This is a genomic window from Klebsiella sp. 2019SCSN059, from assembly GCF_021739525.1.
In the GTDB taxonomy this organism is placed as follows: domain Bacteria; phylum Pseudomonadota; class Gammaproteobacteria; order Enterobacterales; family Enterobacteriaceae; genus Klebsiella; species Klebsiella quasipneumoniae.
This window is the reverse complement of the sequence record NZ_JAKKOM010000008.1, coordinates 23,783-49,980: the sequence shown is the minus strand read 5'-3', so window position 1 is coordinate 49,980 and position 26,198 is coordinate 23,783. Positions and strand designations below refer to the sequence as shown.

Annotated in this window: 23 protein-coding genes; 13 read left to right on the top strand and 10 right to left on the bottom strand. The window is 59.7% G+C overall.

Translation table 11 applies throughout. From position 1 onward, the window contains the following. Nucleotides 1-38: 38 nt before the first annotated feature. Both arsC and bepA read right to left on the bottom strand, forming a co-directional pair. Entirely contained in the window at nt 39-398 is a 360-nt protein-coding gene (gene arsC, locus L2I46_RS11440; RefSeq protein ID WP_048297992.1) for an arsenate reductase (glutaredoxin), read from the bottom strand. Nucleotides 399-407: 9 nt separating this feature from the next. Continuing rightward, nucleotides 408-1,871, bottom strand: a complete 1,464-nt coding sequence (bepA, locus tag L2I46_RS11435) for a beta-barrel assembly-enhancing protease (RefSeq protein WP_004201932.1) — start codon at nt 1,869-1,871, stop codon at nt 408-410. Between the two features lie 51 nt (nt 1,872-1,922). On the opposite strand from bepA, the gene L2I46_RS11430 reads away from it, so the two are divergent. Both L2I46_RS11430 and L2I46_RS11425 read left to right on the top strand, forming a co-directional pair. Next, nucleotides 1,923-2,039, top strand: a complete 117-nt coding sequence (locus L2I46_RS11430; protein WP_032429201.1) for a hypothetical protein — start codon at nt 1,923-1,925, stop codon at nt 2,037-2,039. Between the two features lie 54 nt (nt 2,040-2,093). Next, nucleotides 2,094-3,158, top strand: coding sequence for an AI-2E family transporter (locus L2I46_RS11425; protein WP_004201933.1), 1,065 nt, complete (start codon nt 2,094-2,096; stop codon nt 3,156-3,158). 60 nt (nt 3,159-3,218) lie between these two features. Here the strand turns inward: L2I46_RS11425 and bcp are convergent, their stop codons facing one another. Beyond that, on the bottom strand, nt 3,219-3,689 hold the full coding sequence (gene bcp / locus L2I46_RS11420; protein WP_004201935.1) for a thioredoxin-dependent thiol peroxidase: 471 nt from the start codon (nt 3,687-3,689) through the stop codon (nt 3,219-3,221). Between the two features lie 3 nt (nt 3,690-3,692). Next, the gene (locus tag L2I46_RS11415; protein ID WP_002913804.1) at nt 3,693-4,259 is read right to left on the bottom strand and encodes a glycine cleavage system transcriptional repressor; all 567 of its coding nucleotides are present in this window, start codon (nt 4,257-4,259) and stop codon (nt 3,693-3,695) included. 153 nt (nt 4,260-4,412) lie between these two features. On the opposite strand from L2I46_RS11415, the gene dapA reads away from it, so the two are divergent. The 6 genes from dapA (at nt 4,413) to ypfH (ending at nt 11,061) form a co-directional block, all read left to right on the top strand. Further along, the gene (gene dapA, locus L2I46_RS11410; protein ID WP_023290616.1) at nt 4,413-5,291 is read left to right on the top strand and encodes a 4-hydroxy-tetrahydrodipicolinate synthase; all 879 of its coding nucleotides are present in this window, start codon (nt 4,413-4,415) and stop codon (nt 5,289-5,291) included. A gap of 16 nt (nt 5,292-5,307) precedes the next feature. Then, complete coding sequence (bamC, locus tag L2I46_RS11405) at nt 5,308-6,342, top strand: outer membrane protein assembly factor BamC (protein WP_023290615.1); 1,035 nt, start codon at nt 5,308-5,310, stop codon at nt 6,340-6,342. 228 nt (nt 6,343-6,570) lie between these two features. Then, entirely contained in the window at nt 6,571-7,284 is a 714-nt protein-coding gene (purC, locus tag L2I46_RS11400) for a phosphoribosylaminoimidazolesuccinocarboxamide synthase (protein ID WP_002913801.1), read from the top strand. Between the two features lie 119 nt (nt 7,285-7,403). Further along, on the top strand, nt 7,404-8,276 hold the full coding sequence (gene ypfJ, locus L2I46_RS11395; protein ID WP_023290614.1) for a KPN_02809 family neutral zinc metallopeptidase: 873 nt from the start codon (nt 7,404-7,406) through the stop codon (nt 8,274-8,276). A gap of 9 nt (nt 8,277-8,285) precedes the next feature. Continuing rightward, nucleotides 8,286-10,289, top strand: coding sequence for a tRNA(Met) cytidine acetyltransferase TmcA (locus tag L2I46_RS11390; RefSeq protein ID WP_236947873.1), 2,004 nt, complete (start codon nt 8,286-8,288; stop codon nt 10,287-10,289). A gap of 76 nt (nt 10,290-10,365) precedes the next feature. Continuing rightward, nucleotides 10,366-11,061 carry an esterase gene (gene ypfH, locus L2I46_RS11385; RefSeq protein ID WP_023290612.1) on the top strand — a complete coding sequence of 232 codons (696 nt, stop codon included), beginning with the start codon at nt 10,366-10,368 and terminating at the stop codon, nt 11,059-11,061. A 48-nt stretch (nt 11,062-11,109) separates the two neighbouring features. Here ypfH and L2I46_RS11380 read toward each other — a convergent pair whose 3' ends face one another. The 3 genes from L2I46_RS11380 to L2I46_RS11370 are packed head-to-tail and all read right to left on the bottom strand — an operon-like array spanning nt 11,110 to nt 12,824. Beyond that, nucleotides 11,110-11,313: a YpfN family protein gene (locus tag L2I46_RS11380; RefSeq protein ID WP_002913768.1), complete on the bottom strand. Its 204-nt coding sequence runs from the start codon at nt 11,311-11,313 to the stop codon at nt 11,110-11,112. A 26-nt stretch (nt 11,314-11,339) separates the two neighbouring features. Beyond that, nucleotides 11,340-12,467, bottom strand: coding sequence for a succinyl-diaminopimelate desuccinylase (dapE, locus tag L2I46_RS11375; RefSeq protein WP_236947872.1), 1,128 nt, complete (start codon nt 12,465-12,467; stop codon nt 11,340-11,342). A gap of 3 nt (nt 12,468-12,470) precedes the next feature. Further along, nucleotides 12,471-12,824: an ArsC family reductase gene (locus tag L2I46_RS11370; RefSeq protein WP_023290610.1), complete on the bottom strand. Its 354-nt coding sequence runs from the start codon at nt 12,822-12,824 to the stop codon at nt 12,471-12,473. 366 nt (nt 12,825-13,190) lie between these two features. On the opposite strand from L2I46_RS11370, the gene ypfM reads away from it, so the two are divergent. Further along, a complete protein-coding gene (ypfM, locus tag L2I46_RS11365; protein WP_100181659.1) occupies nt 13,191-13,250 on the top strand; it encodes a protein YpfM in 60 nt (19 codons plus the stop codon). 127 nt (nt 13,251-13,377) lie between these two features. Here ypfM and acrD read toward each other — a convergent pair whose 3' ends face one another. Beyond that, on the bottom strand, nt 13,378-16,491 hold the full coding sequence (acrD, locus tag L2I46_RS11360) for a multidrug efflux RND transporter permease AcrD (RefSeq protein WP_023290609.1): 3,114 nt from the start codon (nt 16,489-16,491) through the stop codon (nt 13,378-13,380). 376 nt (nt 16,492-16,867) lie between these two features. On the opposite strand from acrD, the gene aegA reads away from it, so the two are divergent. The 3 genes from aegA (at nt 16,868) to L2I46_RS11345 (ending at nt 20,615) form a co-directional block, all read left to right on the top strand. Further along, nucleotides 16,868-18,850: a formate-dependent uric acid utilization protein AegA gene (gene aegA, locus L2I46_RS11355; protein WP_236947871.1), complete on the top strand. Its 1,983-nt coding sequence runs from the start codon at nt 16,868-16,870 to the stop codon at nt 18,848-18,850. Between the two features lie 58 nt (nt 18,851-18,908). Then, entirely contained in the window at nt 18,909-19,505 is a 597-nt protein-coding gene (nudK, locus tag L2I46_RS11350; RefSeq protein WP_032453697.1) for a GDP-mannose pyrophosphatase NudK, read from the top strand. Nucleotides 19,506-19,568: 63 nt separating this feature from the next. Further along, a complete protein-coding gene (locus L2I46_RS11345; protein WP_023290607.1) occupies nt 19,569-20,615 on the top strand; it encodes a DUF1176 domain-containing protein in 1,047 nt (348 codons plus the stop codon). Here the strand turns inward: L2I46_RS11345 and tkt are convergent. Both tkt and tal read right to left on the bottom strand, forming a co-directional pair. Beyond that, the gene (tkt, locus tag L2I46_RS11340; RefSeq protein WP_023290606.1) at nt 20,605-22,599 is read right to left on the bottom strand and encodes a transketolase; all 1,995 of its coding nucleotides are present in this window, start codon (nt 22,597-22,599) and stop codon (nt 20,605-20,607) included. The two genes, L2I46_RS11345 and tkt, sit on opposite strands and share 11 nt — an antisense overlap. Nucleotides 22,600-22,615: 16 nt before the next feature. After that, complete coding sequence (gene tal, locus L2I46_RS11335) at nt 22,616-23,572, bottom strand: transaldolase (RefSeq protein ID WP_023290605.1); 957 nt, start codon at nt 23,570-23,572, stop codon at nt 22,616-22,618. A 294-nt stretch (nt 23,573-23,866) separates the two neighbouring features. Between tal and maeB the strand changes: the two genes are divergently transcribed. After that, nucleotides 23,867-26,146 (top strand): NADP-dependent oxaloacetate-decarboxylating malate dehydrogenase, encoded by a 2,280-nt coding sequence (gene maeB, locus L2I46_RS11330; protein ID WP_023290604.1) that lies wholly within the window; start codon nt 23,867-23,869, stop codon nt 26,144-26,146. The last annotated feature ends 52 nt before the right edge of the window (nt 26,147-26,198 follow it).

The following is a 26,198-nucleotide window of genomic DNA, read 5'->3' as shown; positions in this document are numbered from 1 at the left end:
ACGTAAAAAAAGCGCCGCGTAAGCGCGGCGCGGGTGGGTTAGCTCACGATCTCGAGGACCTGCTCCGGCGGTCGGCCAATACGCGCCTGGCCGCGGCTGACGACAATTGGGCGTTCGATGAGCTTAGGGTTGTCGACCATCGCCTGTATCAGCGCGGCGTCGCTGAGCGCCGGGTCGGCAAGATTGAGCGATTTATACAGATCCTCTTTCTGGCGCATGAGCTCGCGGGGGCTCTCCATACCCAGCAGCTGCAGCAGTTGACGCAGCGTCCCGGCATCCGGTGGCGTCTCAAGATAAAGCACCACCTCAGGATCGATGCCGTGGCTCTTCAACAGGCTCAGCGTTTCGCGGCTCTTCGAGCAGCGTGGGTTATGGTAAATTTTTACCGCGTCGGTCATGGGGTCTCCTTACATTTTTTGGTAGGGGCGGAAGCGGGCCTGTAGCTCACGTAGCTGGTCGATGCGGGCATCGTAGCGGGCCTGCTGCAGACTACCGAGTTTCACTTGCGAGCTGGCGCTGCTGAGCAGGGAAATCGCCTGTTCCAGCTGGCCGACCAGCGCCATGCTTTCTGCCCGCGCCGCCAGCTCCTGGTCGCGATTGCCCAGGGCGCCTTCCGCCTGCGCCAGCAGGTCCCAGCCGTTGCCATCCTCTTTGTAGGTAAAGGTATAACGATTCAGGATGGTCGCCGCTTCCCCGGGCTGTCCGCCCTGCAGGAGGGCGTTGGCCAGGTTCAACTGCAGCACCGGATTGGTGCGCAGTTCACGAGCGTTTTTAAGGCGGTTGATGGCGTCGCCGGTTTTCTTCTGCCCGAGGTCGATATCGGTGGCCAGATCGAGATACCAGGGATTTTGCGGATCGGCGCTGAGCAGCGGCTGCAGCGTTTTGCGCGCCTGGTCAAAGTTGTTGCTTTCCATCGCCAGCAGAGCGCGGCCATACTGCGCGGCATGCTGCTGGCGGATATTGCCTTTATCCCAGGCGTTGAGCAGATCGGTGCCTAGCTTATTGTCGCCGTTGGTGTACATTCCGAGGGTACGCGCCTTCGCCAGATAGAAGTCCGCTGAGGACTGCACGACAACCGGGCGCATCTGGTTGGCGCGGTTACGGGCATCGGCAAGCCGGCTTTCCGGCAGGGGGTGGGTAAGCAGCATTTCCGGCGGCCGCGTTGAGTAGCGCGACTCATCAAGCAGTTTACCCATAAACATCGGCATGGCCTGCGGGTCGAATCCCGAGCGTTGCAGAACCTGAATACCGATCCGGTCGGCCTCTTCTTCGTTCTGACGGGTGAAGCTGATCATGCCCTGTTGGGTGCCGGCCAGCGTCCCGGTCAGCGCCGCCATCCCGGCCTGCGGGCTGGCCATCGCCAGCAGAATTGAACCCAGCGCGCCGACCCAGGTCAGCGGCGCATTGCGTTTCTGATCTTCCATTGCGCGGGCGAGATGCCGCTGCGTAACGTGGGAAATTTCGTGCGCCATGACAGAGGCCAGTTCGCTCTCGTTATCGGAGTAGCGGAACAGGGCGGAGTGGAGGACCACATTGCCGCCGAAGAAGGCGAAGGCGTTAATTTGGTCGTTATTAATCAAATAGAAGTGGAACGGGGTGCGCACCGAATTCGCATGCGAGACCAGACGCATGCCCAGCCCGTTGATATATTGCACCAGCAGAGGGTCGTTGATCAGCGGCGCGCTGCCGCGCAGCTGGCGGACGTAGTAATCCCCCATCTGCATTTCCTGACCAATCGACAACGTGCTTCCTGCGGAGGTCCCCATGTCCGGCAGGGTATCTGCGGAGTCAGCAAAAGCAGGGCCTAACGAACCCAGCGTCAGCGACGCGATCACGGTCGCCACCAGCGTTTTCTTCAACTGCCTGAACATAACCTCTGTCCTGTAATGTGGGTGTGCCAGTTTGACCGATTGTGCGACGCAATGTTCCCTGGCCGCATCCCAGCGAGTTTAGCTGGCGTTAGACGCATTGAAAATAGGTTCTTCACGGCGGAGACGGGTTTGTCTGCTGCGCATCAAAAAGCGAAGTCTTTTTTGTGACATTTCGATACAATTCCCCCGTTTGTCGCCGCGTTGCGCTTCAGGGAAGGTTTTATGCTCGAGATGTTAATGCAGTGGTACCGCCGTCGATTCAGCGACCCTGAGGCGATAGCGCTGCTGGTTATTTTGCTTGCCGGTTTCGGCATCATGTTCTTTTTCAGCGGCCTGCTGGCCCCGTTACTGGTGGCTATCGTGCTGGCCTATCTGCTGGAGTGGCCGACCGTTCGCCTGGAGCGCATCGGCCTGTCGCGCACCTGGGCGACCTCGCTGGTGCTAATCCTCTTTGTGGGTATTCTGCTCTTGCTGGCCTTTGTGGTGCTGCCGGTGGCCTGGCAGCAGGGGATCTACCTTATCCGCGATATGCCGGGCATGCTTAACAAGCTCTCTGATTTCGCCGCCACGCTGCCGCGGCGCTATCCGGCGTTGATGGATGCCGGCATCATCGACGCGATGGCGGAAAATATGCGCACCCGGATGCTGACGGTGGGCGACTCGGTGGTCAAGTATTCTCTCGCCTCGCTGGTGGGGCTGCTCACGCTGGCGGTCTATCTGGTGCTGGTGCCGCTGATGGTCTTCTTCCTGCTGAAGGATAAAGAGCAGATGCTCAACGCGGTACGCCGCGTGCTGCCGCGAAACCGCGGTCTGGCCGGGCAGGTATGGAAGGAGATGAACCAGCAAATCACCAACTACATTCGCGGTAAGGTGCTGGAGATGATTGTCGTCAGCGTCGCCACCTGGATAGGCTTTATCCTTTTCGGCCTCAACTACTCGCTGCTGTTGGCGGTGCTGGTGGGCTTCTCGGTGCTGATCCCCTATATCGGCGCGTTTGTGGTGACCATTCCGGTGGTAGGGGTGGCGCTGTTTCAGTTTGGCGCAGGCACCGAGTTCTGGAGTCTGTTCGCGGTCTATCTGATTATTCAGGGACTGGACGGTAACCTGCTGGTCCCGGTGCTGTTCTCGGAAGCGGTGAATCTGCACCCGCTGGTGATTATCCTGTCGGTGGTGATCTTTGGCGGTTTGTGGGGATTCTGGGGCGTCTTCTTCGCCATTCCGCTGGCCACGTTAATTAAAGCGGTGGTGCATGCCTGGCCGGATGGCCTGGTCGTCGACGACGACTAAGGCATTGAGGATAAAAAAAGACGCCGGGCGAGGTTCTCTCTCCCGGCGTCTTGCTTTGCATCAGGCGTTTTCTTTCAGCCAGTTCAACACCACGTCGTGGTGATTGCTGGTTTTGAAGTCATCAAAGACGTGTTCGATTTTGCCATCGGCATCGACGAGGAAGCTGATACGGTGGATCCCGTCGTAGGTTTTCCCCATAAAGGATTTTTCGCCCCAGACGCCAAACTGCTCGCAAACCTGATGGTTTTCATCAGACAGCAGCGTAAAGTTCAGCAGCTCTTTTTCGGCGAAACGGGAGAGCTTTTCCGGTTTATCGGTGCTGATGCCCAGCACTTCCACACCGGCTTTTTTCAGGTCGTCCATATTATCGCGCAAGCCGCACGCCTGGACGGTGCAGCCCGGGGTCATGGCTTTCGGGTAAAAATAAACCAGGACACGCTGTCCCTGGAAGTCGGTTAAATTTACTTCCTCGCCGTCCTGGTCCGGTAAGCTAAATTTCGGTGCAAGATCACCGGCTTTCAGTGGGGTCATGGGTTAAACTCCATCCTGTTCATCATGCTGTGAATAATTAACGATGTTAATACTGCCTTGTGCGTTGAGTTCTGTACATAGGGCTTTGAACGCTTGTTCGATATTTGCTGCATTTTGCGTCGCAGGGCTGTGAGCCGTTATCTGGATAAAAAGCTGCGCGGAATCGCCGTCTCCCGGCTGCGTGCGGGACACCAGTTCCGCGATATTCATATTCCATGTATCGCACAGGGCAGTGAAGCGCTCGATGATATGCGGTGAGTCCGGCACCTCAACCTGGACCCAGACGGTGTTTGGCATGGCCTGCGGCGGGCGCGCGGTGGTGCGTTTCATCACGATCAACAGCTCCAGCTCCGCGCCTTTCAGCGGCAGGGTTGATTCGATCAGGTTAATCGCATTCCACGAACCGGAAAGCAGCATGATAAACGTAAACTCATCACCGAGCATGGCCAGCCGGCTGTCTTCGATATTACAACCGCAGCTGCTGACGTGGCGAGTGATCGTATTCACGATGCCGGGACGGTCAGCCCCCAGGGCGGTAATAACCAGATAGTGTTGTAATGAGGCTGTCAAACCTGTTCTTCCTTTAAAAAGGTGAGGTAACATTAGGAAAGCATAAAAAAAACCGCCATACAACATCCCTGATGGCGTCGGGTCTCTTGCTTTTATTGCAGCTCCAAACGTAACATTGAGAATCTTGTCGCACTTCTGCTCTGAGGATGGCCCATGTTCACGGGAAGTATTGTAGCGCTTGTCACGCCGATGGATGAAAACGGTAATGTCTGCCGGACAAGCCTGAAAAAACTGATTGATTACCATGTCGCCAACGGAACCTCGGCGATCGTTTCGGTAGGGACTACCGGTGAATCCGCAACGCTGAGCCATGAAGAGCATGGCGACGTGGTGATGATGACGCTGGAACTGGCTGACGGGCGTATCCCGGTTATCGCGGGAACGGGAGCCAATGCAACCGCAGAGGCGATTAGCCTGACCAAACGTTTTAACGACAGCGGCGTTGTCGGCTGCCTGACGGTCACTCCTTATTATAACCGTCCGACCCAGGAAGGCCTGTTCCAGCACTTTAAAGCTATCGCCGAACATACTGACCTGCCGCAAATTCTGTATAATGTGCCGTCCCGTACCGGTTGCGATATGCTGCCGGAAACCGTTGGCCGTCTGGCGCAAATTAAAAATATTGTCGGTATTAAGGAAGCAACAGGGAACTTAAGTCGTGTTCACCAGATCAAAGAGCTGGTTTCAGACGACTTTATTCTGCTGAGCGGTGACGATGCGACCGGTATGGACTTTATGCAGCTCGGCGGCGTGGGCGTGATTTCCGTTACCGCCAACGTGGCGGCGCGCGAAATGGCCGACATGTGCCGTCTGGCGCTGGCGGGTCAATTTGCCGAAGCCCGGGCGATTAACCAGCGTCTGATGCCATTGCATACAAAATTATTTGTCGAACCCAATCCTATCCCGGTGAAATGGGGATGCAAGGCGTTGGGTCTTGTGGCGACCGATACGCTGCGCTTGCCGATGACGCCTATCACCGACCAGGGTCGTGAAGCCGTTACCGCCGCGCTGAAGCATGCCGGTTTGCTGTAAAGTTTAGGGAGATTTGATGGCTTACTCAGTACAGAAGTCGCGCCTGGCGAAGGTTGCGGGTGTTTCGCTGGTTCTACTCCTCGCGGCCTGTAGTTCCGACTCGCGCTATAAGCGTCAGGTGAGCGGTGATGAGGCCTATTTACAGGCGTCACCGTTGAGCGAACTTCACGCGCCGGCGGGGATGATCCTGCCGATTCAGGTAGGTGATTACAACATTCCGGTGGCCAACAGCACCGGCGCGGTCGGCAAGGCGCTGGACATTCGCCCGCCGGCGCAGCCGCTGGCATTGGTTAGCGGCGCCCGCACCCAGTTCAACGGCGATACCGCGACGCTGATGGTCGAAAACGGCCGCAGCGGTTCGCTGTGGGCGCAGGTTACCAGCATTCTTCAGTCGAAGAACTACGTTATCGCCAAGCGCGATGATGCGAGCCAGACGCTGAACACCGACTGGGTTGAGTGGAACCGTCTTGATGAAGATCAGCAGTATCGCGGTCGTTATCAAATCTCCGTCAAACCGCAGGGCTATCAGCAAGCGGTTGTGGTCAAGCTGGTGAATCTGGAGCAGGCGGGTAAACCGGTTGCCGATCCGGCGTCACTGCAGCGCTACAGCACCGCCATGCTGAACGTCATTTCGGAAGGCCTGGACATGAACGCCACCAGCGCCCAGAACGCCGCTCAGCGCAGCGCGGGCGCCACCTTCGACGTGCAGAGCGCTGCCGACGATACTGGCCTGCCAATGCTCGTCGTTCGCGCGCCGTTTAACATGGTGTGGCAGCGTCTGCCGGGCGCCCTCGAGAAAGTGGGGATGAAAGTGACCGACAGCACGCGCTCTCAGGGCAGCATGGCGCTGACCTACAAGCCGCTGTCTGACAGCAGCTGGCAGGAGCTGGGCGCACGCGACCCGCAGCTGGTCTCCGGTGACTACAAACTTCAGGTCGGCGACCTCGATAACCGCAGTAGCCTGCAGTTCATCGACCCGAAAGGCCACACCCTGACGCAGTCGCAAAATGACGCTCTGGTAGCCGTATTCCAGGCCGCATTTAACAAGTAATCAAAAGGGCTGGAGCAATCCGGCCCTTTTAATATATAGTGACGCAAACGTGTGCGTATACACATCATCCTTCAAATTGCCTCTTTGTTGGCCGCCTTCGTTCAACCCAGTCACTTACTTTTGTAAGCCCCTGGGGATTCGCTCAGTTGCCGCCTCGATGCACTTTGAATGATTTTGTGTATAGGTGGAAACGTATTTTTAGGCTCAATATCACTGGAGTAGTGAAAGATGAAAAAGCAAGCTGAGTTGTATCGTGGTAAGGCGAAGACAGTATACAGCACCGATAATCCGGACCTGCTGGTACTGGAATTCCGTAACGATACGTCAGCAGGTGATGGCGCGCGCATCGAGCAGTTCGATCGTAAAGGCATGGTGAATAACAAGTTCAACCACTTCATTATGAGCAAACTGGCAGAAGCGGGCATCCCTACCCAGATGGAAGCGCTGCTCTCCGATACCGAATGCCTGGTGAAAAAACTGGATATGGTGCCGGTGGAGTGCGTGGTGCGTAACCGTGCGGCAGGCTCGCTGGTAAAACGTTTAGGCATTGAAGAAGGTATCGAGCTGAATCCGCCGCTGTTCGATCTGTTCCTGAAAAACGATGCCATGCACGATCCGATGGTCAACGACTCCTACTGCGAAACCTTCGGCTGGGTGAGCAAAGAGAATCTGGCGCGGATGCGCGAGCTGACCTACAAAGCCAACGACGTGCTGAAAAAACTGTTCGATGACGCCGGTCTGATTCTGGTGGACTTTAAGCTGGAGTTTGGTCTGTTCAAAGGCGAAGTGGTGCTGGGCGATGAGTTTTCGCCGGACGGCAGCCGCCTGTGGGACAAAAACACCCTTGATAAAATGGACAAAGACCGCTTCCGCCAGAGCCTTGGCGGCCTGATCGAAGCCTACGAAGAAGTGGCTCACCGCCTGGGCGTTAAGCTCGACTAACCCGCCCGCCGCCAGAAGATGGTCTCATCTTCTGGCGTCTCTTGCTGTTTCCTGTGGTAATCCTGCGCTGAACCGCCTACGATCTCTGCTATTGATACATAACAGGGAATGAGGTGCTTATGCGCTGGCAAGGGCGTCGCGAAAGCGACAATGTTGAAGATCGACGCGGTCAATCGGGCTCGCCGTTTGGCGGCGGGGGCGGCGGCTTCCGGCTGCCGAGCGGGAAGGGCGGCATTGTGCTGCTGATTATTGTGCTGGTGGCAGGCTATTACGGCGTGGATTTGACCGGCATGCTGACCGGCGAACCGATGCCGCAGCAGCAGACCTCCACGCAGCGCTCCATCAGTCCGAAAGACGATGAAGCGGCGAAGTTTACGTCGGTGATCCTGGCCACCACCGAAGATACCTGGGGACCGATCTTTGAAAAGATGGGCCGCCAGTACCCCCAGCCAAAGCTGGTGCTCTACCGCGGCGCGACCCGTACCGGCTGCGGTACCGGCCAGTCGGTGATGGGGCCGTTCTACTGTCCTGCCGACAGCACGGTCTATATCGACCTGTCATTCTACGATGAGATGAAAAATAAACTGGGCGCCGACGGCGACTTTGCCCAGGGGTACGTCATTGCCCATGAAGTGGGTCATCACGTACAAAAACTGCTGGGCATTGAGCCGAAAGTCCGCCAGCAACAGCAGCATGCCACCGAGGCCGAAGCCAACCGGCTGTCGGTTAAGATGGAGCTGCAGGCAGACTGCTTCGCCGGCGTCTGGGGCCATAATATGCAGCAGCAGGATATTCTGGAAACCGGCGATCTGCAGGAGGCGCTGAACGCCGCCGAGGCGATCGGCGATGACCGTCTGCAGCAGCAGAGCCAGGGGCGGGTGGTACCGGACAGCTTTACCCACGGCACGTCAAAACAGCGCTACACCTGGTTCAAACGCGGTTTCGACAGCGGCGACCCGGCGCAGTGCAACACCTTCGGCAGCGCCCTGTAATCGCCACCGATGATGGACGCGCTGCTTGACCTCACCGCGCAGATGGCGCGGGAGGGAATTCGCCGCCTGCTGGTACTCAGCGGCGACGAGGCCTGGACGCTGCAGCAGGCGCAGGCGCTGCGGGAGAGGCTCGCCGGCGATGGCCTGTGGGTGGGCCCCGAGCCGGTTTTCGCGCCCGGGGTGGCGCCTGGCGCCCTGAAGACGCTGCTGGGGCGGGAAGTCATGCACGCCTTTTTCGATGCCCGGCGCGGATTTGATGTAGCCGCCCTGGCGGCCCTGAGCGGTACCCTGCGGGCGGGAAGCTGGCTGGTGCTGCTGACGCCCCCCTTCGCCGACTGGCCGTCCCGGGTGGATGAGGACTCCCTGCGCTGGAGCGATACGCCCGACCCGATCTCTACCCCCCACTTTGTTCTCCGCTGCTGTCGGCAGTTTATCGCCGACCCCGATGTGCTGCTCTGGCGGCAGTCGGACTCGCCGCGGCTCCCGCTGGCCGTCCCGCGCCCTGACTGGCATCCCGCCGAGGGTCACCCGCTGGCCGAACAGGCAGCGATCCTTGCGCAATTGTTGCGTCTACCGCCCGGTATCGCGGCGGTGACGGCTGAACGAGGGCGTGGCAAATCCGCCCTCGCGGGCATGTTGCTGCGCCAGCTCGCGGGCGAGGCCATCGTTACCGCCCCGACCCGCAGCGCCGTCGATGTGCTGGCGAGCTTTGCCGGCGAGGCGTTTCGCTTTATGGCGCCTGATGCGCTGCTGTCATCGAAAGAAACGGCGTCCTGGCTGATTGTCGATGAGGCCGCGGCCATTCCGGCTCCGCTTCTCCGGCAGCTGGTAAGCCGTTTTCCCCGCACGCTACTCACCACGACGGTGCAGGGTTATGAAGGCACCGGGCGCGGGTTCCTGCTGAAATTTTGCGCCAGCCTGCCCCATCTGCAGTCGTTTAGCCTGAGCGCGCCGATCCGCTGGGCCGCGGGCTGTCCGCTGGAGTCAGCCATCAGTCAGCTGCTGATCTTCAGCGATGAGGCATTTCGCGATGCGCCGACGGGGGAGGTTGCCGTGGAAGAGGTCGATCAGTCCAACTGGCAAACGCGGCCGGCGCTGCCGGAGGCGATGTACCAGCTGTTGTCCGGGGCGCATTACCGCACTTCTCCTCTCGATCTGCGGCGCATGATGGACGCGCCGGGCCAGGCTTTCCGCTGTGCACGCGCCGGCGGCGCGGTGGCGGGCGCGCTGTGGCTGGTGGCCGAGGGGGGACTTTCTCCTGAACTCAGCCGGGCGGTGTGGGCGGGTTTTCGCCGGCCGCGAGGGAACCTGGTCGCCCAGTCGCTGGCGGCGCATGGCGGCAGTCCCCTCGCGGCGACGCTGCGCGGGCTGCGGGTCAGTCGGATCGCCGTCCACCCCGCCCGCCAGCGCGAAGGGCTGGGGCAGCAGATGATCGCGGATATCGCCACCGATGCCGCAGGTTATGACTATCTCTCCGTCAGCTTTGGCTATACCCCTGAGCTGTGGCGCTTCTGGCAACGCTGCGGGTTTATCCTCGTGCGGCTGGGCACTCATCGCGAGGCCAGCAGCGGATGCTATACCGCGATGGCTCTGTTCCCGCTGACTGCAGCGGGGCATCAGCTCGCGCAGCGGGAGGCACAGCGGCTACAACGCGATGAATACTGGCTGCGCCCGTGGCGGGACGCGCCCGCGCCGCTGCCGGCCGTTTCAGGGGCTATGCTTAGTGAAGAGGACTGGCTGGAAGCGGCCAGCTTTGCCTTCGCCCATCGCCCGCTGGCCGCGGCGCTGGGTTGCCTCAATCGTCTGCTGATGCAGGTCGACATGCCGTTGCCGGCGCTGCGCGGGCGCCTGCAGGGGGACGAAGAGGCCGAACTCTGCGCCGCGCTGCAGCTAACAGGGCGTAAAGCGCTGCTGGCGAGATGGCGTCAGGAGGCCGCTGACGCTTTGCGCTTCCTCGATGCAGCGCGCGCTGAGGCGCTGCGTCAGCAGGTAGCGCACCTGCAATTTTTTTAACTAACTCATTCAGTTAAATGGCATGGTCATATCTGGCGAGCGGCGTACACTGCCCGCATACACAAAGGAGACAGCCATGAAACACGATCATTTTATTGTTCAAAGCCCTGCGACGCCTGCGCAACAGCTGTTGCTGCTGTTTCATGGCGTGGGGGATAACCCGGTCTCCATGGGGCAAATTGGCAGCTGGTTCGCGCCGCAGTTTCCTGATGCGCTGATCGTTAGCATTGGCGGGGTGGAGCCTTGCGGTCCCAACGGCCGGCAGTGGTTTTCGGTGCAGGGAGTGACGGAAGAGAATCGTCAGCAGCGTATCGACGCCATTATGCCGACCTTTATTGACATTGTGCGCTACTGGCAGGAAAAGAGCGGCGTCAGCCCGCTGGCCACCGCGCTGATCGGCTTCTCTCAGGGGGCGATCATGTCGCTGGAGAGCATCAAAGCGGCGCCGGATCTGGCTTCGCGGGTGATCGCCTTTAATGGCCGCTACGCGACGCTGCCGGTCACCGCAACGACGGCCACCACCATTCACCTGATCCACGGTGGTGACGATCGGGTTATCGATCTGGCATGGGCGGTGTCGGCTCAGGAGGCGTTGTTGCAGGCGGGGGGCGACGTGACCTTAGATATTGTTGACGATCTGGGGCATGCCATTGACGATCGCAGCATGCAGTTCGCGATTGAGCGACTGCGCTATACCGTGCCGAAGCACTATTTTGATGAGGCGCTGAGCGGCAGTACGCCGAAAGGGGACGATATCATCGAAATGCTGTAACCCCGGCGGGCGGGGTTACAGGCGGGCGGTACCGCGATAAAGGCAAACTTACGGTTTCTTCGACTGGTCGTGCTTCGGCCAGTCGTCGTCATCGTCCCATTTATCGTTAAAATCACGGTGCGGCGGCAGATCGGGTTTGTTGTTGAGGAATTTTTTGTGGTCAACGCGGTTCAGATCTTTAATCACGTTGATAATTACCCCCACCAAAAAGACCAGCACCAGAATCCACCAGTGTTTAATAAGCCATTCCATGCGCGCTTCCTCTTTACGTCAGTACGTCAGGCGACCAGCTGTTCCATTACGCGTTGATACATCCGCGCCAGCAGCTGCAGGTCGGCGGCGTTCACACATTCATTAATTTTGTGAATCGTGGCGTTCACCGGGCCCAGCTCTACCACCTGCGCCCCCATGCGCGCGATAAACCGTCCGTCTGAGGTGCCGCCGTTGGTTAACAGCTGCGGTTTGATCTCATTATAGTGCTCAATCGCGTTGACGACCGCATCCACCAGCTTGCCCCGTCCGGTGAGGAACGGCTGGCCGGAGAGCCGCCACTCCACGCTGTAACGCAGCTGGTATTTTTCCAGCAGGGCGACCACCCGGGCTTTGATCATCTCGTCCGTCAGTTCCGTACTGAAGCGGAAGTTGAACTGGACGAACATATCGCCAGGGATCACGTTGTTGCTGCCGGTGCCGGACTGCACGTTGGCAATCTGCATGCTGGTCGGCGGGAAGTATTCATTGCCTTTATCCCACTCGATAGTGACCAGCTCCGCCAGCATCGGCGCCGCGCGATGGACGGGGTTATCGGCAAGGTGCGGATAGGCGACATGGCCCTGTACGCCGTGAATGGTCAGATTGCAGGTCAGCGAGCCGCGGCGGCCGTTTTTCACCACATCGCCGACCACTTCGGTACTGGAGGGTTCGCCGACCAGACAGTAGTCCAGACGCTCGTTACGCGCCATCAGCGTCTCCACCACTTTGACGGTGCCGTTTTTGGCGCTGGCCTCTTCATCAGAGGTAATCAAAAACGCCAGCCGGCCCCGGTGGTTCGGGTACTGCGCGACAAAACGCTCAGCGGCAACCACCATCGCCGCCAGCGAGCCTTTCATATCTGCCGCCCCGCGGCCAAACAGCATCCCGTCGCGGATGGTGGGTTCGAACGGCGGATTGATCCAGCGGTCGGCGTCGCCTGCCGGGACCACGTCGGTGTGGCCGGCGAAGGCCAGCGTCTCGCCGTGGCCGCGCCAGGCCCAGAAGTTCTGCGTATCGCCGAAATCCATCGGTTCAACGGTAAAGCCGATCGCACGCAGGCGTTCAATCATTAACGCCTGGCATCCCGCATCATCGGGGCTAAGGGAAGGGCGGCGAATAAGCTGCTGAGCCAGCTCAATGACCGGGCAAGACATAGACTATACCTCGTTAAACTGCTGATAACTTGCTTCACTAAAACCCAGCAGCATAGGACGACCGGGCGCGCAGAGCAATGGGCGTTTGATAATCGCCGGCATTTCCAGCATCAATGCGGCGGCGGCATCGGCATTATCGATGCTGTTGCGCAGCGATTCGTCCAGCTTGCGCCAGGTGGTGCCGCGGGTGTTCAGCAGCGCCTGCCAGCCCAGTTCGGCAATAAAGGTATCCAGTTGCGCGCGGTCGAGGCCATCGGCGCGGTAGTCATGGAAGCGATAGTCAATCTGATGTGCTTCCAGCCAGCGGCGGGCTTTTTTAATGGTATCGCAGTTTTTAATTCCGTACATGGTGAGCATAGATAAACCTTTAACATTCAATTAAGCGGTTAACTCAGATATTTCCGAATATATAAGCCTTATTGAAATAATACGTGATTCAGATGAATAAATATAACTTTTTACCGGGTATCTTATGCCATGTTTTCGGGTGATTAAAATTCGCCCAGTCGCGGGCATGATGTGAGGGCACTAACAATATTACGAAAATGTTGCCTGATGGTGCTCTGCATCACATAATTTTTACATACGAGACGGCATAGTGGCGGCAACCAGAGGTTTTATCTCTGTCAGCGGTCCACAAGACAATCAGAGCAATAGGGGAGCTCAACTTCCCATCAGCAATGAAGTTATATAGAATCGACCATAATAATAAGAGAGGCTATTATGATTGAACATGAACTGGGGAACTGGAAAGATTTTATTGAAGGCATGCTTCGTAAATAAATTTCCGCAATGTGAGCAGGGGAATAACGCGACGTAAATAAGCGCGTCATGGTTCTGAACACATAAAGAAGGCGACCATCCAGGTCGCCTTTTCTGTTATTCCGGCTCGCCGCCGACGCCCGACGGTTTATTGCGGACGCTCCTTCAGCGGAAAGCGGCGGCGCACCAGCACAAAGAACAGCGGTACGAAAAAGATGGCCAGCACGGTGGCGGAGATCATCCCGCCCATCACCCCGGTACCGACCGCATGCTGGCTGCCGGAGCCGGCTCCGGTGCTGGTGGCCATCGGCAGGACGCCGAAGATAAACGCCAGCGAGGTCATCAGAATGGGGCGCAGGCGCTGACGGCAGGCCGACAGCGTGGCGCTGAGCAGATCTTGGCCTTTCTCGTTGAGCTCATTGGCGAACTCGACGATCAGAATGGCGTTTTTCGCCGACAGGCCGATCACCGTCAACAGGCCCACCTGGAAGTAAACGTCATTCTCCAGGCCGCGCATCCAGGTCGCCAGCAGGGCGCCAATCACCCCGAGCGGGACCACCAGCATCACCGAGAACGGCACCGACCAGCTCTCGTACAGGGCCGCCAGGCACAGGAACACCACCAGCAGAGAAATCGCGTACAGGGCCGGCGCCTGGGCGCCGGAGAGGCGTTCCTGATAGGACATGGCGGTCCATTCGAGGCCAAAGCCGGTTGGCAGTTGCGCGGCCAGTTTCTCCATCATGTCCATCGCGGTACCGGTACTGATGCCCGGCGCCGCCTCACCGACGATCTCCACCGCCGAATAGCCATTGTAGCGCTCCAGACGCGGCGAGCCGGTCTCCCAGCGCGAGGTGGCGAAGGCCGAGAACGGCACCATCGTGCCGCTGCTGTTGCGGACGTACCAGAGATTGATATCGTCAGGCAGCATCCGATATTTCGCCGCCGCCTGGACGTAGACTTTCTTCACCCTCCCGCGATCCATAAAGTCGTTGACGTAGCTCGACCCCCACGCGGTTTGCAGCGTATCGTTGATGTCGTCAATGGAGACGCCCAGCGCCTGAGCTTTACGCTGATCGATATCGACCTGCAGCTGCGGGCTGTCGTCGAGCCCGTTATGCCGGACGCGGGTCAACAGCGGGTTTTTACCCGCCAGCTCAAGCAGCGTATCGCGCGCCGCCATCAGCGCATCGTGCCCCTTACCGGCGTGATCTTCCAGCTCCATATCGAAGCCTGCCGAACTGCCGAGGCCGCTGATCGCCGGCGGGCTGCTGGCGATGACCCGGGCTTCGTTGATCTGATTAAACGCTTTGGTGGCGCGTTCAATAATGGCAAAGGAGGAGCCGGTTTGCGGATCGCGCTGGTCCCAGTCTTTGAGGCGCACGAACATACGGGCTACGTTCTGCCCGTTGCCGCCGGGGCCGGAGCCAACGGTAGCGAACACCGACTCCACGTTTTGCCTCTCGTTATTGAGGAAGTAATCTTCCGCTTTCTGCACCACTTTCAGCGTCTGCTGTTGGGTGCTGCCGCTCGGCAACTGTACCGAGGTGGTGAACATTCCCCGATCCTCCAGCGGCAGGAATGAGGTGGGCAGATGCAGGAACAGGAACACCATCCCGCCGAGCAGAACGACGTAGATCAGCATCCAGCGCAGCGAGCGATGAAGAATTTTGCCGACGAAGGTTTCATAGCGGCTGGCGCTGCGGTTAAAGGTGCGGTTGAACCAGCCGAAGAAGCCTTTTCTCTCATGAGATTCACCTGGCTTAACCGGTTTGAGCAGGGTGGCGCAAAGGGCCGGGGTGAGGATCATGGCCACCAGCACCGAGAGGACCATCGCCGCGACGATAGTAATTGAGAACTGGCGATAGATAGCGCCGGTGGTGCCGCCGAAGAAGGCCATTGGCACAAACACCGCCGACAGCACCATCGCGATCCCCACCAGCGCGCCCTGAATTTGTCCCATCGATTTGCGGGTGGCTTCCCGCGGCGACAGGCCTTCCTCGCTCATGATGCGCTCAACGTTTTCCACCACCACGATGGCGTCATCCACCAGCAGGCCGATAGCCAGCACCATCGCGAACATCGTCAGGGTGTTGATGCTGTAGCCACAGGCATAAAGCACCGCGAAGGTGCCCATCAGCACCACCGGCACGGCGATGGTCGGGATCAGGGTGGCGCGGAAGTTCTGCAGGAACAAATACATCACGAGGAAAACCAGCAGGATCGCCTCCAGCAGGGTTTTCACCACGTCGGTAATGGAAGCCTTCACGAAGGAGGTGGTCTCGTAGGCGACTTTATATTCCAGCCCGTGCGGGAAATACTGCGACAGCTCATTGAGGCGAGCGATCACGCGCTCCGCGGTGGCCATTTCGTTGGCGCCGGAGGCGAGCTTAATTCCCAGGCCAGAGGCGGCCTGGCGGTTATAGCGGCTAAGATAGTCGTACTTCTCCGCCCCCATCTCCACGGTAGCGACATCGCCGAGGGTCACCTCTGAACCATCCTGATTGACGCGCAGGGTGATATTGCGAAACTGTTCCGGGGTTTGCAGCAGAGATTGCGAGTTGATGGTGGCGTTCAGCGCCTGCTTATCGACGGAAGGCGTGCCGCCGAGCTGGCCGACGGCAATCTGGGCGTTCTGCGAACTGATGGCGTCGGTAACATCCTTGGTGGTCAGCTGGAAGCTATTGAGCTTTGCCGGATCGAGCCAGATGCGCATTGAGTATTGCGAGCCGTAGGCGTCGATATCCCCTACGCCATTGACGCGGCTGAGCGGGTCCTGAATGTTACTGGCGACGTAGTCGGCGATATCCTGTTTATCCATACTGCCGTCGGTGGAGACGAAGGCGAGGGTCAGGATATTGGTATCGCCAGTCTTGCGCACCGTTACCCCCTGGTTTTGCACCGCCTGCGGCAGCTTACGCATCGCCGACTGCAGCTGGTTTTGCACCTGCTGCACGGCTTCATCCGGGTCGGTACCGGCGGTAAAACTGAGGGTGATGGTCGCCTGGCCGGTGGCGCTGCTCTGGGATGACATATACATCAGGTTATCGAGGCCGGTCATATTCTGTTCGATAACCTGGGTGACGGTATTCTCCAGGGTTTGCGCGGAGGCGCCGGGATAGTTGGCCGTGACCCGCACATTCGGCGGGGCCAGATCGGGATACTGTTCAACCGGCAGCGACAAAATGGCAAGGGTGCCCGTCAGGCATAACAGGATTGCCAGTACCCACGCAAAAATGGGGCGATCGATAAAGAAATTCGCCATCAGAATAAAAACCTCATATGCACATGTTCTTGTTATTGCACAGCCTGTGCCACTTTAGCCCCAGCGCCTCCGGCAATCGTGGAGAAATTAAGGAGATAGTGTAATTTATCATGTTGCTTTTGCCGTATCGTAAAGAAACATCGAACTTTCCTGCCGCCAGGTCGGCCACTCCGCTTCGCCCGCAGCACCCGGGGACGCATTATTCCTTGCCGGTGTGAAACCTGATTTCATTTAAGTCAAAAAAATTGATCCAAAACGGATTCTTTCCAGAAAAAGGGTATCCTGGGCAAATGAACATTGTTCCGGCCTCGTCTTGTCGGGTAATAAATAGGCATGCGTATTAAGGGGTTATTCACCAATAAGACAAAAGGAAGCCATGAACCACTTTATATTGAGCGATAGCCGAAAATGTATCGGTTGCCAGGCCTGCGAAGTGGCCTGCGTAATGGCGCATAACGAGGAGCAACATGCGCTGACCCCGCAGCGCTTTTTGCCCCGTATCACCGTGATTAAAGCAGAAGGGCAGCGTAACGCCATCACCTGCCGCCACTGCGAAGACGCCCCCTGCCTCCGCAGCTGCCCCAACGGCGCCATCGCCCAGACTGGCGACAGCGTTCAGGTCTGTCAGGAGAAATGCATTGGCTGTAAATCCTGCATGGTGGCCTGCCCGTTCGGGGTGATGCAGGTCGTGGTCACGCCACAGGCCGCAGGCCAGGTGAAAGCCAGCGCGCAAAAATGCGATCTGTGCGCGGGCCGCGAGGCGGGACCGGCCTGTGTGGAAAACTGTCCGGCGCAGGCGTTGACCCTCGCCGACGATGAGACATTGTCCACGCAGGCCAGGCAGCGGCGTCTGCGATCGGCCTGCCAGGAGGCGCAGCCGTGGCAGCGCGGCGCGGCCCCCGCCAGGCAGCCCGACGCCGGCGAGAAGGCCAGGCAAATGGCGATGACGCCGCCGCGCGGAGAGCCGGATAAGCTGGCGGCGGAGGCGCGTAAGAGCCACTTTGAGGAGATCTATCAGCCGTTCACCCCGACGCAGGCCCGGCAGCAGGCCGCCCGCTGCCTGAAATGTGGAGAACACAGCATCTGTGAATGGACCTGTCCACTGCATAACCACATTCCGCAGTGGGTCGAGCTGGTGAAGGCAGGGGATATCGCCGCCGCGGTCGCCCTGTCCCATCAGACCAACTGTCTGCCGGAGATCACCGGCCGCGTCTGCCCTCAGGACCGGCTGTGTGAGGGCGCCTGCACCCTGCGCGATGAAAGCGGCGCGGTCACCATCGGCAATATTGAGCGATTTATATCCGACCAGGCGCTGGCCAGCGGCTGGCGTCCGGACCTCTCGCAGGTTAAGCCGAGCGGTAAACGGGTGGCGATTATCGGCGCCGGACCGGCCGGGCTGGCCTGCGCCGATGTGCTGGTGCGCCACGGCGTACAGCCGGTGGTCTTTGACCGTCATCCGGAGATCGGCGGCCTGCTGACCTTCGGCATTCCGGCGTTCAAGCTGGATAAGTCACTGCTGGCCCGGCGGCGGGCGATTTTCTGCGAGATGGGCGTCCACTTTGAGCTCAACTGCGAGGTGGGGAAAGATATCCCCCTGGCGACGCTGCTGGCTGAGTATGACGCGGTGTTCGTCGGCGCCGGAACCTATCGCTCCATGAAGGCCGGCCTGCCGAATGAAGAGGCGCCCGGGGTCTACGATGCGCTGCCGTTTCTTATCGCCAACACCAAACAGGTGATGGGGCTGGCGGAATCGACGCAGGAGCCTTATGTCAACACCGCCGGGCTGAACGTGGTGGTGCTGGGGGGCGGCGATACGGCGATGGACTGCGTGCGCACCGCGCTGCGCCATGGCGCCCGCCAGGTGACTTGCGCCTATCGGCGGGATGAAGCCAACATGCCGGGCTCGAAAAAAGAGGTCAAAAACGCCCGCGAAGAGGGGGCGCTCTTTGAGTTTAACGTCCAGCCGGTGACGCTTGAGCTGGACGAGAACGGACGGGTGAACGGGGTTCGCTTTTTGCGCACCGAGCTTGGCGCGCCGGACGCCGGCGGAAGACGCCGCCCGACGCCGATCCCCGGCAGCGAGTTTGTTATGCCGGCAGAGGCGGTGATCATGGCCTTTGGCTTCCACCCGCACCGCATGCCCTGGCTGGAAGCGGCCGGGGTGGCGCTGGACAGCCAGGGGCGGATTAAAGCCGGAGTGGAGAGCCGTTACCGTTATCAGACCAGTCAGGAGAAGATCTTTGCCGGGGGCGATGCCGTGCGCGGCGCCGACCTGGTGGTAACGGCGATGGCGGAAGGCCGTCACGCGGCGCAGGGGATCCTTGACTATCTGGGGCTGAAAACGACGCCGCTTCACTGACGACAAACCCGGCTCCGCAGCGTAGTATGAGGGCGTCCTTTTACGCTGTGGGGTCGGTATGTCACTCAATATTCACGTCATTAAAGATAAAATCCTCTCTGAGAACTGGTTCGTACTACGCAACATGACCTATGAGCTGACGCGGGCGGACGGCAGCGTCGTGCGCCACAAACGCGAGGTCTACGATCGCGGCAATGGCGCCACCGTGCTGCTGTATAACCGCCATAAGCAGACGGTGGTCCTGGTGCGTCAGTTCCGGGTCGCCACCTGGGTCAATGGCAATCATGACGGCATGCTGATTGAAACCTGCGCCGGGCTGCTGGACAACGACGAGCCGGAGGCCTGCATTCGGAAAGAGGCGGTGGAAGAGACCGGCTATGAAGTGGGCGAGGTGCGAAAGCTGTTTGAGCTGTTTATGTCGCCAGGCGGCGTCACCGAAGTGGTGCATTTCTTTATCGCCGAGTACAGCGACGCCCAGCGAACCACCAGCGGCGGCGGGGTGGATGACGAAGCCATCGAGGTGCTGGAGCTGCCCTTTAGCCAGGCGCTACAGATGGTCGCTGATGGGGAGATCCGCGACGGGAAAGCGGTCATTCTGCTGCAGTATCTGCAAACCTCCGGCCTGATGTTGGGGAACTCTGACAAATCCGATTGAGTCAGCGGCTGCCGTTGTCCAGGATAGGCGCCGTGGTCGGGTTTATCTGGGGTCGGGCGGTTCATGCTTTTTCGCATCATTTTTTTCCTCTTTCTGGCGGTGCTGCCTTGCTCACAGGCATGGTCGGCACCGGCGCAGCAGCGCTTCAACGACTGGCAGGTCACCTGTAATAACCAAAATTTCTGCGTCACCCGCAACGTGGGGCTGCATTATGGTCTGGTGATGACCCTCAGCCGCAGCGCCGGGGCGGCTACTGACGCCAGCCTGCGTATCGAACTGGGCGGCACCGGCAATCCGGTGGCGACGCTCGCGCCGATAGCGCCGCGCCTGCTGCTGGATGGTAAACCGCTGTCCCTGACCGACAAGCGCTGGCGCATTGAAGATAAACTCATTAAAACCGACGACAGCGTGACGATCGATGCCTTCCTCCAGCGGGTCCAGGAGGGAAAAACCCTCTCGCTGGCCAACGGCCTGCAGACCATCTCCCTGCAGGGGCTGAAAGCGGCCCTGTTATTTATCGACGCCCGGCAAAAGCGGGTGGGCAGCGAAACGGCCTGGGTCGGCAAAGGGGAGGAGCCGCCGCTCAGCGTACCGCCGGCGCCGGCGCTGCGCGCGGTGGCGAGCGCGGTCACGGCGCAGTCGCCGCTGGGACGTGATGAACTCAACGATCTGATGGACTACGGCAATGAGCGGATGAGCAACAGCAACTGCTCCCTCGATCCGTTCCGCCGCGAAATTCGCGTCACTGCGCTGACGGATGACAAAGTGCTGCTGATGACCAGCTGCGAATCCGGGGCGTACAACACCGTCTGGCTGGCCTGGCTGGTCTCCCGCCAGCGCCCGTATGTCGCCCGTCAGGTGCGGCTGACGCTGCCATTTCAGCCGCCCGGCGAGGCGCCGCGGGAGATTGAGCTGATTAACGCCAGCTATGATGACCGTCGTCATGAGCTGGTGACCCTGGACAAGGGGCGCGCGTCTGGCGATTGCGGGATCCAGACCCGCTGGCGTTTTGACGGCCAGCGGTTCAGCCTCTCCCGTTACGCACAGCAGCCGACGTGCGACAACTGGCAGGGGCCAGATGCCTGGCCCACGCTGTGGATCACCCGTTAAGCACCTGTTCGGCGGTGGCGACGATATGGTCGACCGTAAAGCCAAAGAACGGGAACAGCTGCTCCGCCGGGGCGGATTCACCGTAGCCGGTCATGCCGACGATCTTGCCTTTTAAGCCGACATATTTATACCAGTAGTCCGCTATCCCGGCCTCGACGGCCACCCGGGCGCTGACGTCCGACGGCAGCACCGACTCGCGCCAGGCCTCGTCCTGAGCATCAAACACGTCGGTGGAGGGGAGCGAAACCACCCGCACATTCACTCCGTTGGCCAACAGTTTTTCCGCCGCCAGGACGGTGATTTCCACTTCCGAGCCGGTGGCGATAAGGATCAGGTCGGGTTTGCCGCCGGCATCCTTCAGCACGTAGCCGCCCCGGGCGATATCCTGAACCTGTTGCGGGGTACGCGGCATCTGCGCCAGGTTTTGTCGCGACAAGATCAGCGCCGTCGGTCCGCCCTGACGCGCGATGGCCGCCTGCCAGGCGACGGCGGTCTCCACCTGGTCGCAAGGGCGCCAGGTGCTGAAGTTGGGCGTCAGTCGCAGACTGGCCAGCTGTTCCACCGCCTGGTGGGTCGGACCGTCTTCCCCAAGACCAATGGAGTCATGGGTATAGACCATGATCTGCCGGGCCTTCATCAGGGCCGCCATGCGCGCGGCGTTGCGGGCGTATTCCACAAACATCAGAAAGGTCGAGGTATAGGGAATGAAGCCCCCGTGCAGGGCGATGCCGTTGGCCACCGCGGTCATGCCGAATTCGCGCACGCCGTAGTGGATATAGTTGCCGGCGGCATCCTCTTTAATCGATGTCGAGCCAGACCAGATGGTCAGGTTACTCGGCGCGAGATCCGCCGAACCGCCCAGCAGCTCCGGGAGGTGCGGCCCGTACGCGTTCAGCGCATTCTGCGAGGCTTTACGGCTGGCGATCTTCGCCGGCTCGGCCTGCAGCTTCGCCACGTAGTCACGCGCCGTCGCGGCAAAATCTTCCGGCAGGGCGCCTGCCATGCGACGGGTCAGCTCAGCGGCCAGTTCCGGGAACTGCTGCTGGTAGGCGGCGAATTTCTCGTTCCAGGCGTGCTCGGCTTTTTCGCCGCGTGGCCGCGCATCCCAGCCCTGATAGATCTCTTTCGGGATCTCAAAGGGCGGATATTTCCAGCCCAACTGCTGGCGGGCCAGGGCCACCTCTTTTTCACCCAGCGCCGCGCCGTGCGACTCCTCTGAGCCGGCTTTGTTGGGCGAACCGAAGCCGATGATGGTCCGACAGATGATCAGCGACGGCTTATCTTTCACCGCCTGCGCTTCCGTAATGGCCTGTTTGATGGCCTGCGGATCGTGGCCGTCGATATCGCCGATCACATGCCAGTGGTAGGCGCGGAAGCGTTCCGCTGTATCGTCGGAAAACCAGCCTTCGGTTTTGCCGTCGATGGAGATGCCGTTGTGATCGTAAAAACCGATCAGCTTGCCCAGTCCGAGCGTGCCTGCCAGCGAACAGGCCTCATGGGAGATCCCCTCCATCAGACAGCCATCGCCCATGAAAACCCAGGTGTGATGGTCGATAATCTCGTGACCGGGGCGGTTAAACTGCGCCGCCAGGGTGCGTTCGGCAATGGCCATACCGACGGCGTTCGCCAGCCCCTGGCCCAGCGGGCCGGTGGTGGTCTCCACCCCGGGGGTATAGCCATGCTCCGGGTGACCCGGCGTTTTAGAGTGCAGCTGGCGGAACTGCTTCAGCTCTGACAGCGGCAGATCGTAGCCGGTCAGGTGCAGCAGACTGTAGAGCAGCATCGACGCGTGGCCGTTGGACAGAATAAAGCGGTCGCGGTCCACCCAGCCAGGGTTCTGCGGATTGTGCTTGAGAAAATCGTTCCACAGCACTTCGGCAATATCTGCCATCCCCATTGGCGCACCGGGGTGGCCGGAATTGGCTTTCTGCACCGCGTCCATACTGAGGGCGCGGATGGCGTTGGCAAGCTCTCTTCGGGACATAGTTTTCTCCGTGAGACTAAAGTGACAGTTTGGCGGCAAGCAGATCTTCCAGTTTGCGTTGATCGACGGCGAACAGGCGGATACCCTCCGCCAGCTTTTCGACCGCCATAGGATCCTGATTATGTTCCCAGCGGAACTCCGCCTCGCTGAGCGGCACCGGGCGCGGCAGGATCTGGCTGGCAGGGATCAGTTTGCGCACCACCGGGGCGTCGCTGGCCTGCAGCTCTTTTAATAAAGGCGGGGCGATGGTCAGGCGGTCGCAGCCGACCAGGGCGAGGATCTGCTCGGTGCGGCGGAAGCTGGCGCCCATCACGATGGTGTTGTATTTATGCTGTTTGAAGTAGTCATAGATATTGCGCACGGATTTCACTCCTGGATCTTCCTCAACCACGTAAGGATCCAGCGGTTTGCGCGCCTGATACCAGTCATAAATACGCCCGACGAAAGGGGAGATCAGATAGACACCGGCTTCGGCGCAGGCCCGGGCCTGGGCGAAGGAAAACAGCAGCGTCAGGTTGCAGTGGATCCCCTCTTTTTCCAGCGTTTCGGCGGCGCGGATCCCCTCCCAGGTGGAGGCCAGCTTGATCAGGATCCGTGACTTATCAATGCCCATCTCCTGATACAGCGCCACCAGATGGCGCGCCTTCTCGATACTCTTCTCCCGGTTGAAGGAGAGCCGGGCGTCCACCTCGGTGGAGACACGGCCAGGAATGCTTTTGAGGATCTCCGCGCCAAAATTGACCGCCAGCTTATCGCAGGCGTGAGTTACCTGCGCTTCGCGGCTGCCTCCTTGCTTTTTGGCCCAGGCGATCGCGTCGTCGATGAGTCCGCTATAGGACGCCAGCCCGGCGGCCTTCAGCAGCAGGGAGGGGTTGGTGGTGGCATCTTCCGGATGGTAGTGGCGGATGGATTCGATGTCGCCGCTGTCGGCGACCACGGTGGTGAACTGCTTAATACTGTCGAGCTGATTCATGGATAAGTCCTCCTGGAACAAGGTGTTACATGAGTGCTTGCCGGTATGCGGTATAAATATTGATGAGGTACATAACCAAAAAGCATAGCAGACGGGGCTATTATTGGCGGCGAATCCGGGTAACATAACCGCTATAAATTGATAACAACCAGATCATAGCGATGGCCAGAGTTTGGCGGTGTTCAAAGTTTATCGCCCCGCCAGGAGGGATACTGTCTGCCACTGAAAGGTGAACGACAGGATGGTCATCACGCTTTTTCCCTACGAACGATACGTGAAAGAAAGGAATATAAAATGGATGAGCAGTTAAAACAGAGCGCCCTCGACTTCCACGAATTTCCGGTTCCCGGAAAAATCCAGGTCTCGCCGACCAAACCTCTCGCCACCCAGCGCGATCTGGCGCTGGCCTACTCGCCGGGCGTCGCGGCCCCCTGTCTGGAAATCGAAAAAGATCCGCTGGCGGCCTACAAATATACCGCCCGCGGCAACCTGGTGGCGGTCGTCTCCAACGGCACCGCGGTGCTGGGGCTTGGCAACATCGGCGCCCTGGCCGGCAAACCGGTAATGGAGGGCAAAGGCGTCCTGTTTAAGAAATTTGCCGGCATCGATGTGTTTGATATCGAAGTCGATGAGCTGGACCCGGACAAATTCATTAACGTCGTCGCCGCCCTCGAGCCGACCTTCGGCGGCATCAACCTCGAAGATATTAAAGCGCCGGAGTGTTTCTACATTGAGCAGCAGCTGCGCGAGCGGATGAATATTCCGGTGTTCCATGACGATCAGCACGGCACGGCGATCATCAGCACCGCGGCGATCCTCAACGGCCTGCGCGTCGTTGAGAAGAATCTGTCCGACGTGCGGATGGTGGTCTCCGGCGCGGGGGCGGCGGCTATCGCCTGCATGAACCTGCTGGTGGCGCTGGGGATGCAAAAGCACAACATCGTGGTCTGCGATTCGAAAGGCGTTATCTATAAGGATCGTGAGCCGAACATGGCGGAAACCAAAGCGGCCTACGCAGTGGAAGACGACGGCAAACGCACCCTCGATGACGTGATCGACGGCGCGGACATTTTCCTCGGTTGCTCCGGTCCGAAAGTGCTGACCCCGGAGATGGTGAAGAAGATGGCGCGCGCGCCGCTGATCCTCGCCCTGGCCAACCCGGAGCCGGAAATTCTGCCGCCGCTGGCGAAGCAGGTCCGCGATGACGCCATCATCTGCACCGGCCGCTCCGACTACCCTAACCAGGTCAACAACGTCCTCTGCTTCCCGTTCATCTTCCGCGGCGCGCTGGACGTCGGCGCGACGGCGATCAACGAAGAGATGAAGCTGGCGGCGGTGCATGCCATTGCCGAGCTGGCCCACGCCGAACAGAGCGAAGTGGTGGCCTCCGCCTACGGCGATCAGGATTTAAGCTTTGGCCCGGACTATATTATTCCGAAACCGTTCGATCCGCGGCTGATCGTCAAGATCGCCCCCGCGGTGGCGAAGGCGGCGATGGACTCCGGCGTGGCGACGCGCCCGATCGCCGATTTTGACGCCTATATCGAGAAGCTGAGCGAGTTCGTCTATAAGACCAACCTGTTTATGAAGCCTATCTTCTCTCAGGCGCGCAAAGAGCCGAAGCGCGTGGTGCTGGCGGAAGGGGAGGAGACCCGGGTGCTGCACGCCACCCAGGAGCTGGTGTCGCTGGGGCTGGCCAAACCGATTCTGGTGGGGCGCCCGAGCGTGATTGAAATGCGCATCCAGAAGCTGGGCCTGCAGATCAAGGCCGGCGTTGACTTCGAGATCGTCAATAATGAATCCGACCCGCGGTTTAAAGAGTACTGGAGCGAGTACTACCAGCTGATGAAACGCCGCGGCATTACCCAGGAGCAGGCGCAGCGGGCGGTGATTAGCAACACCACGGTGATTGGCGCCATCATGGTTCACCGTGGCGAAGCGGATGCGATGATCTGCGGCACCATTGGCGAGTACCATGACCACTACCGCGTGGTGCAGCCGCTGTTCGGCTATCGCGACGGCGTCAGCACCGCCGGGGCGATGAACGCGCTGCTGCTGCCGAGCGGCAACACCTTTATCGCTGACACCTATGTCAATCACGATCCATCGCCGGAAGAGCTGGCGGAGATCACCCTGATGGCGGCGGAAAGCGTGCGTCGCTTTGGTATCGAACCGCGGGTGGCGTTGCTGTCGCATTCCAACTTTGGCTCTGCCGACTGCCCGTCCGCCAGCAAGATGCGCAGAACCCTTGAGCTGGTGAAGGCGCGCGCGCCGGAGCTGATGATCGATGGCGAAATGCATGGCGACGCCGCGCTGGTGGAAAGCATTCGCAACGATCGCATGCCGGACAGTCCGCTGAAGGGGTCGGCCAATATTCTGGTGATGCCGAATATGGAAGCCGCCCGGATCAGCTATAACCTGCTGCGCGTCTCCAGTTCGGAAGGGGTCACCGTCGGGCCGGTGCTGATGGGGGTAGCGAAGCCGGTGCATATCCTGACGCCGATCGCCTCTGTGCGTCGCATCGTGAATATGGTGGCGCTGGCGGTTGTCGAAGCGCAAACCGAACCGCTGTAAATGTCATAAAAAAGCCCCGGTACTCCGGGGCTTTTTGGTCTGATTTGGCGTC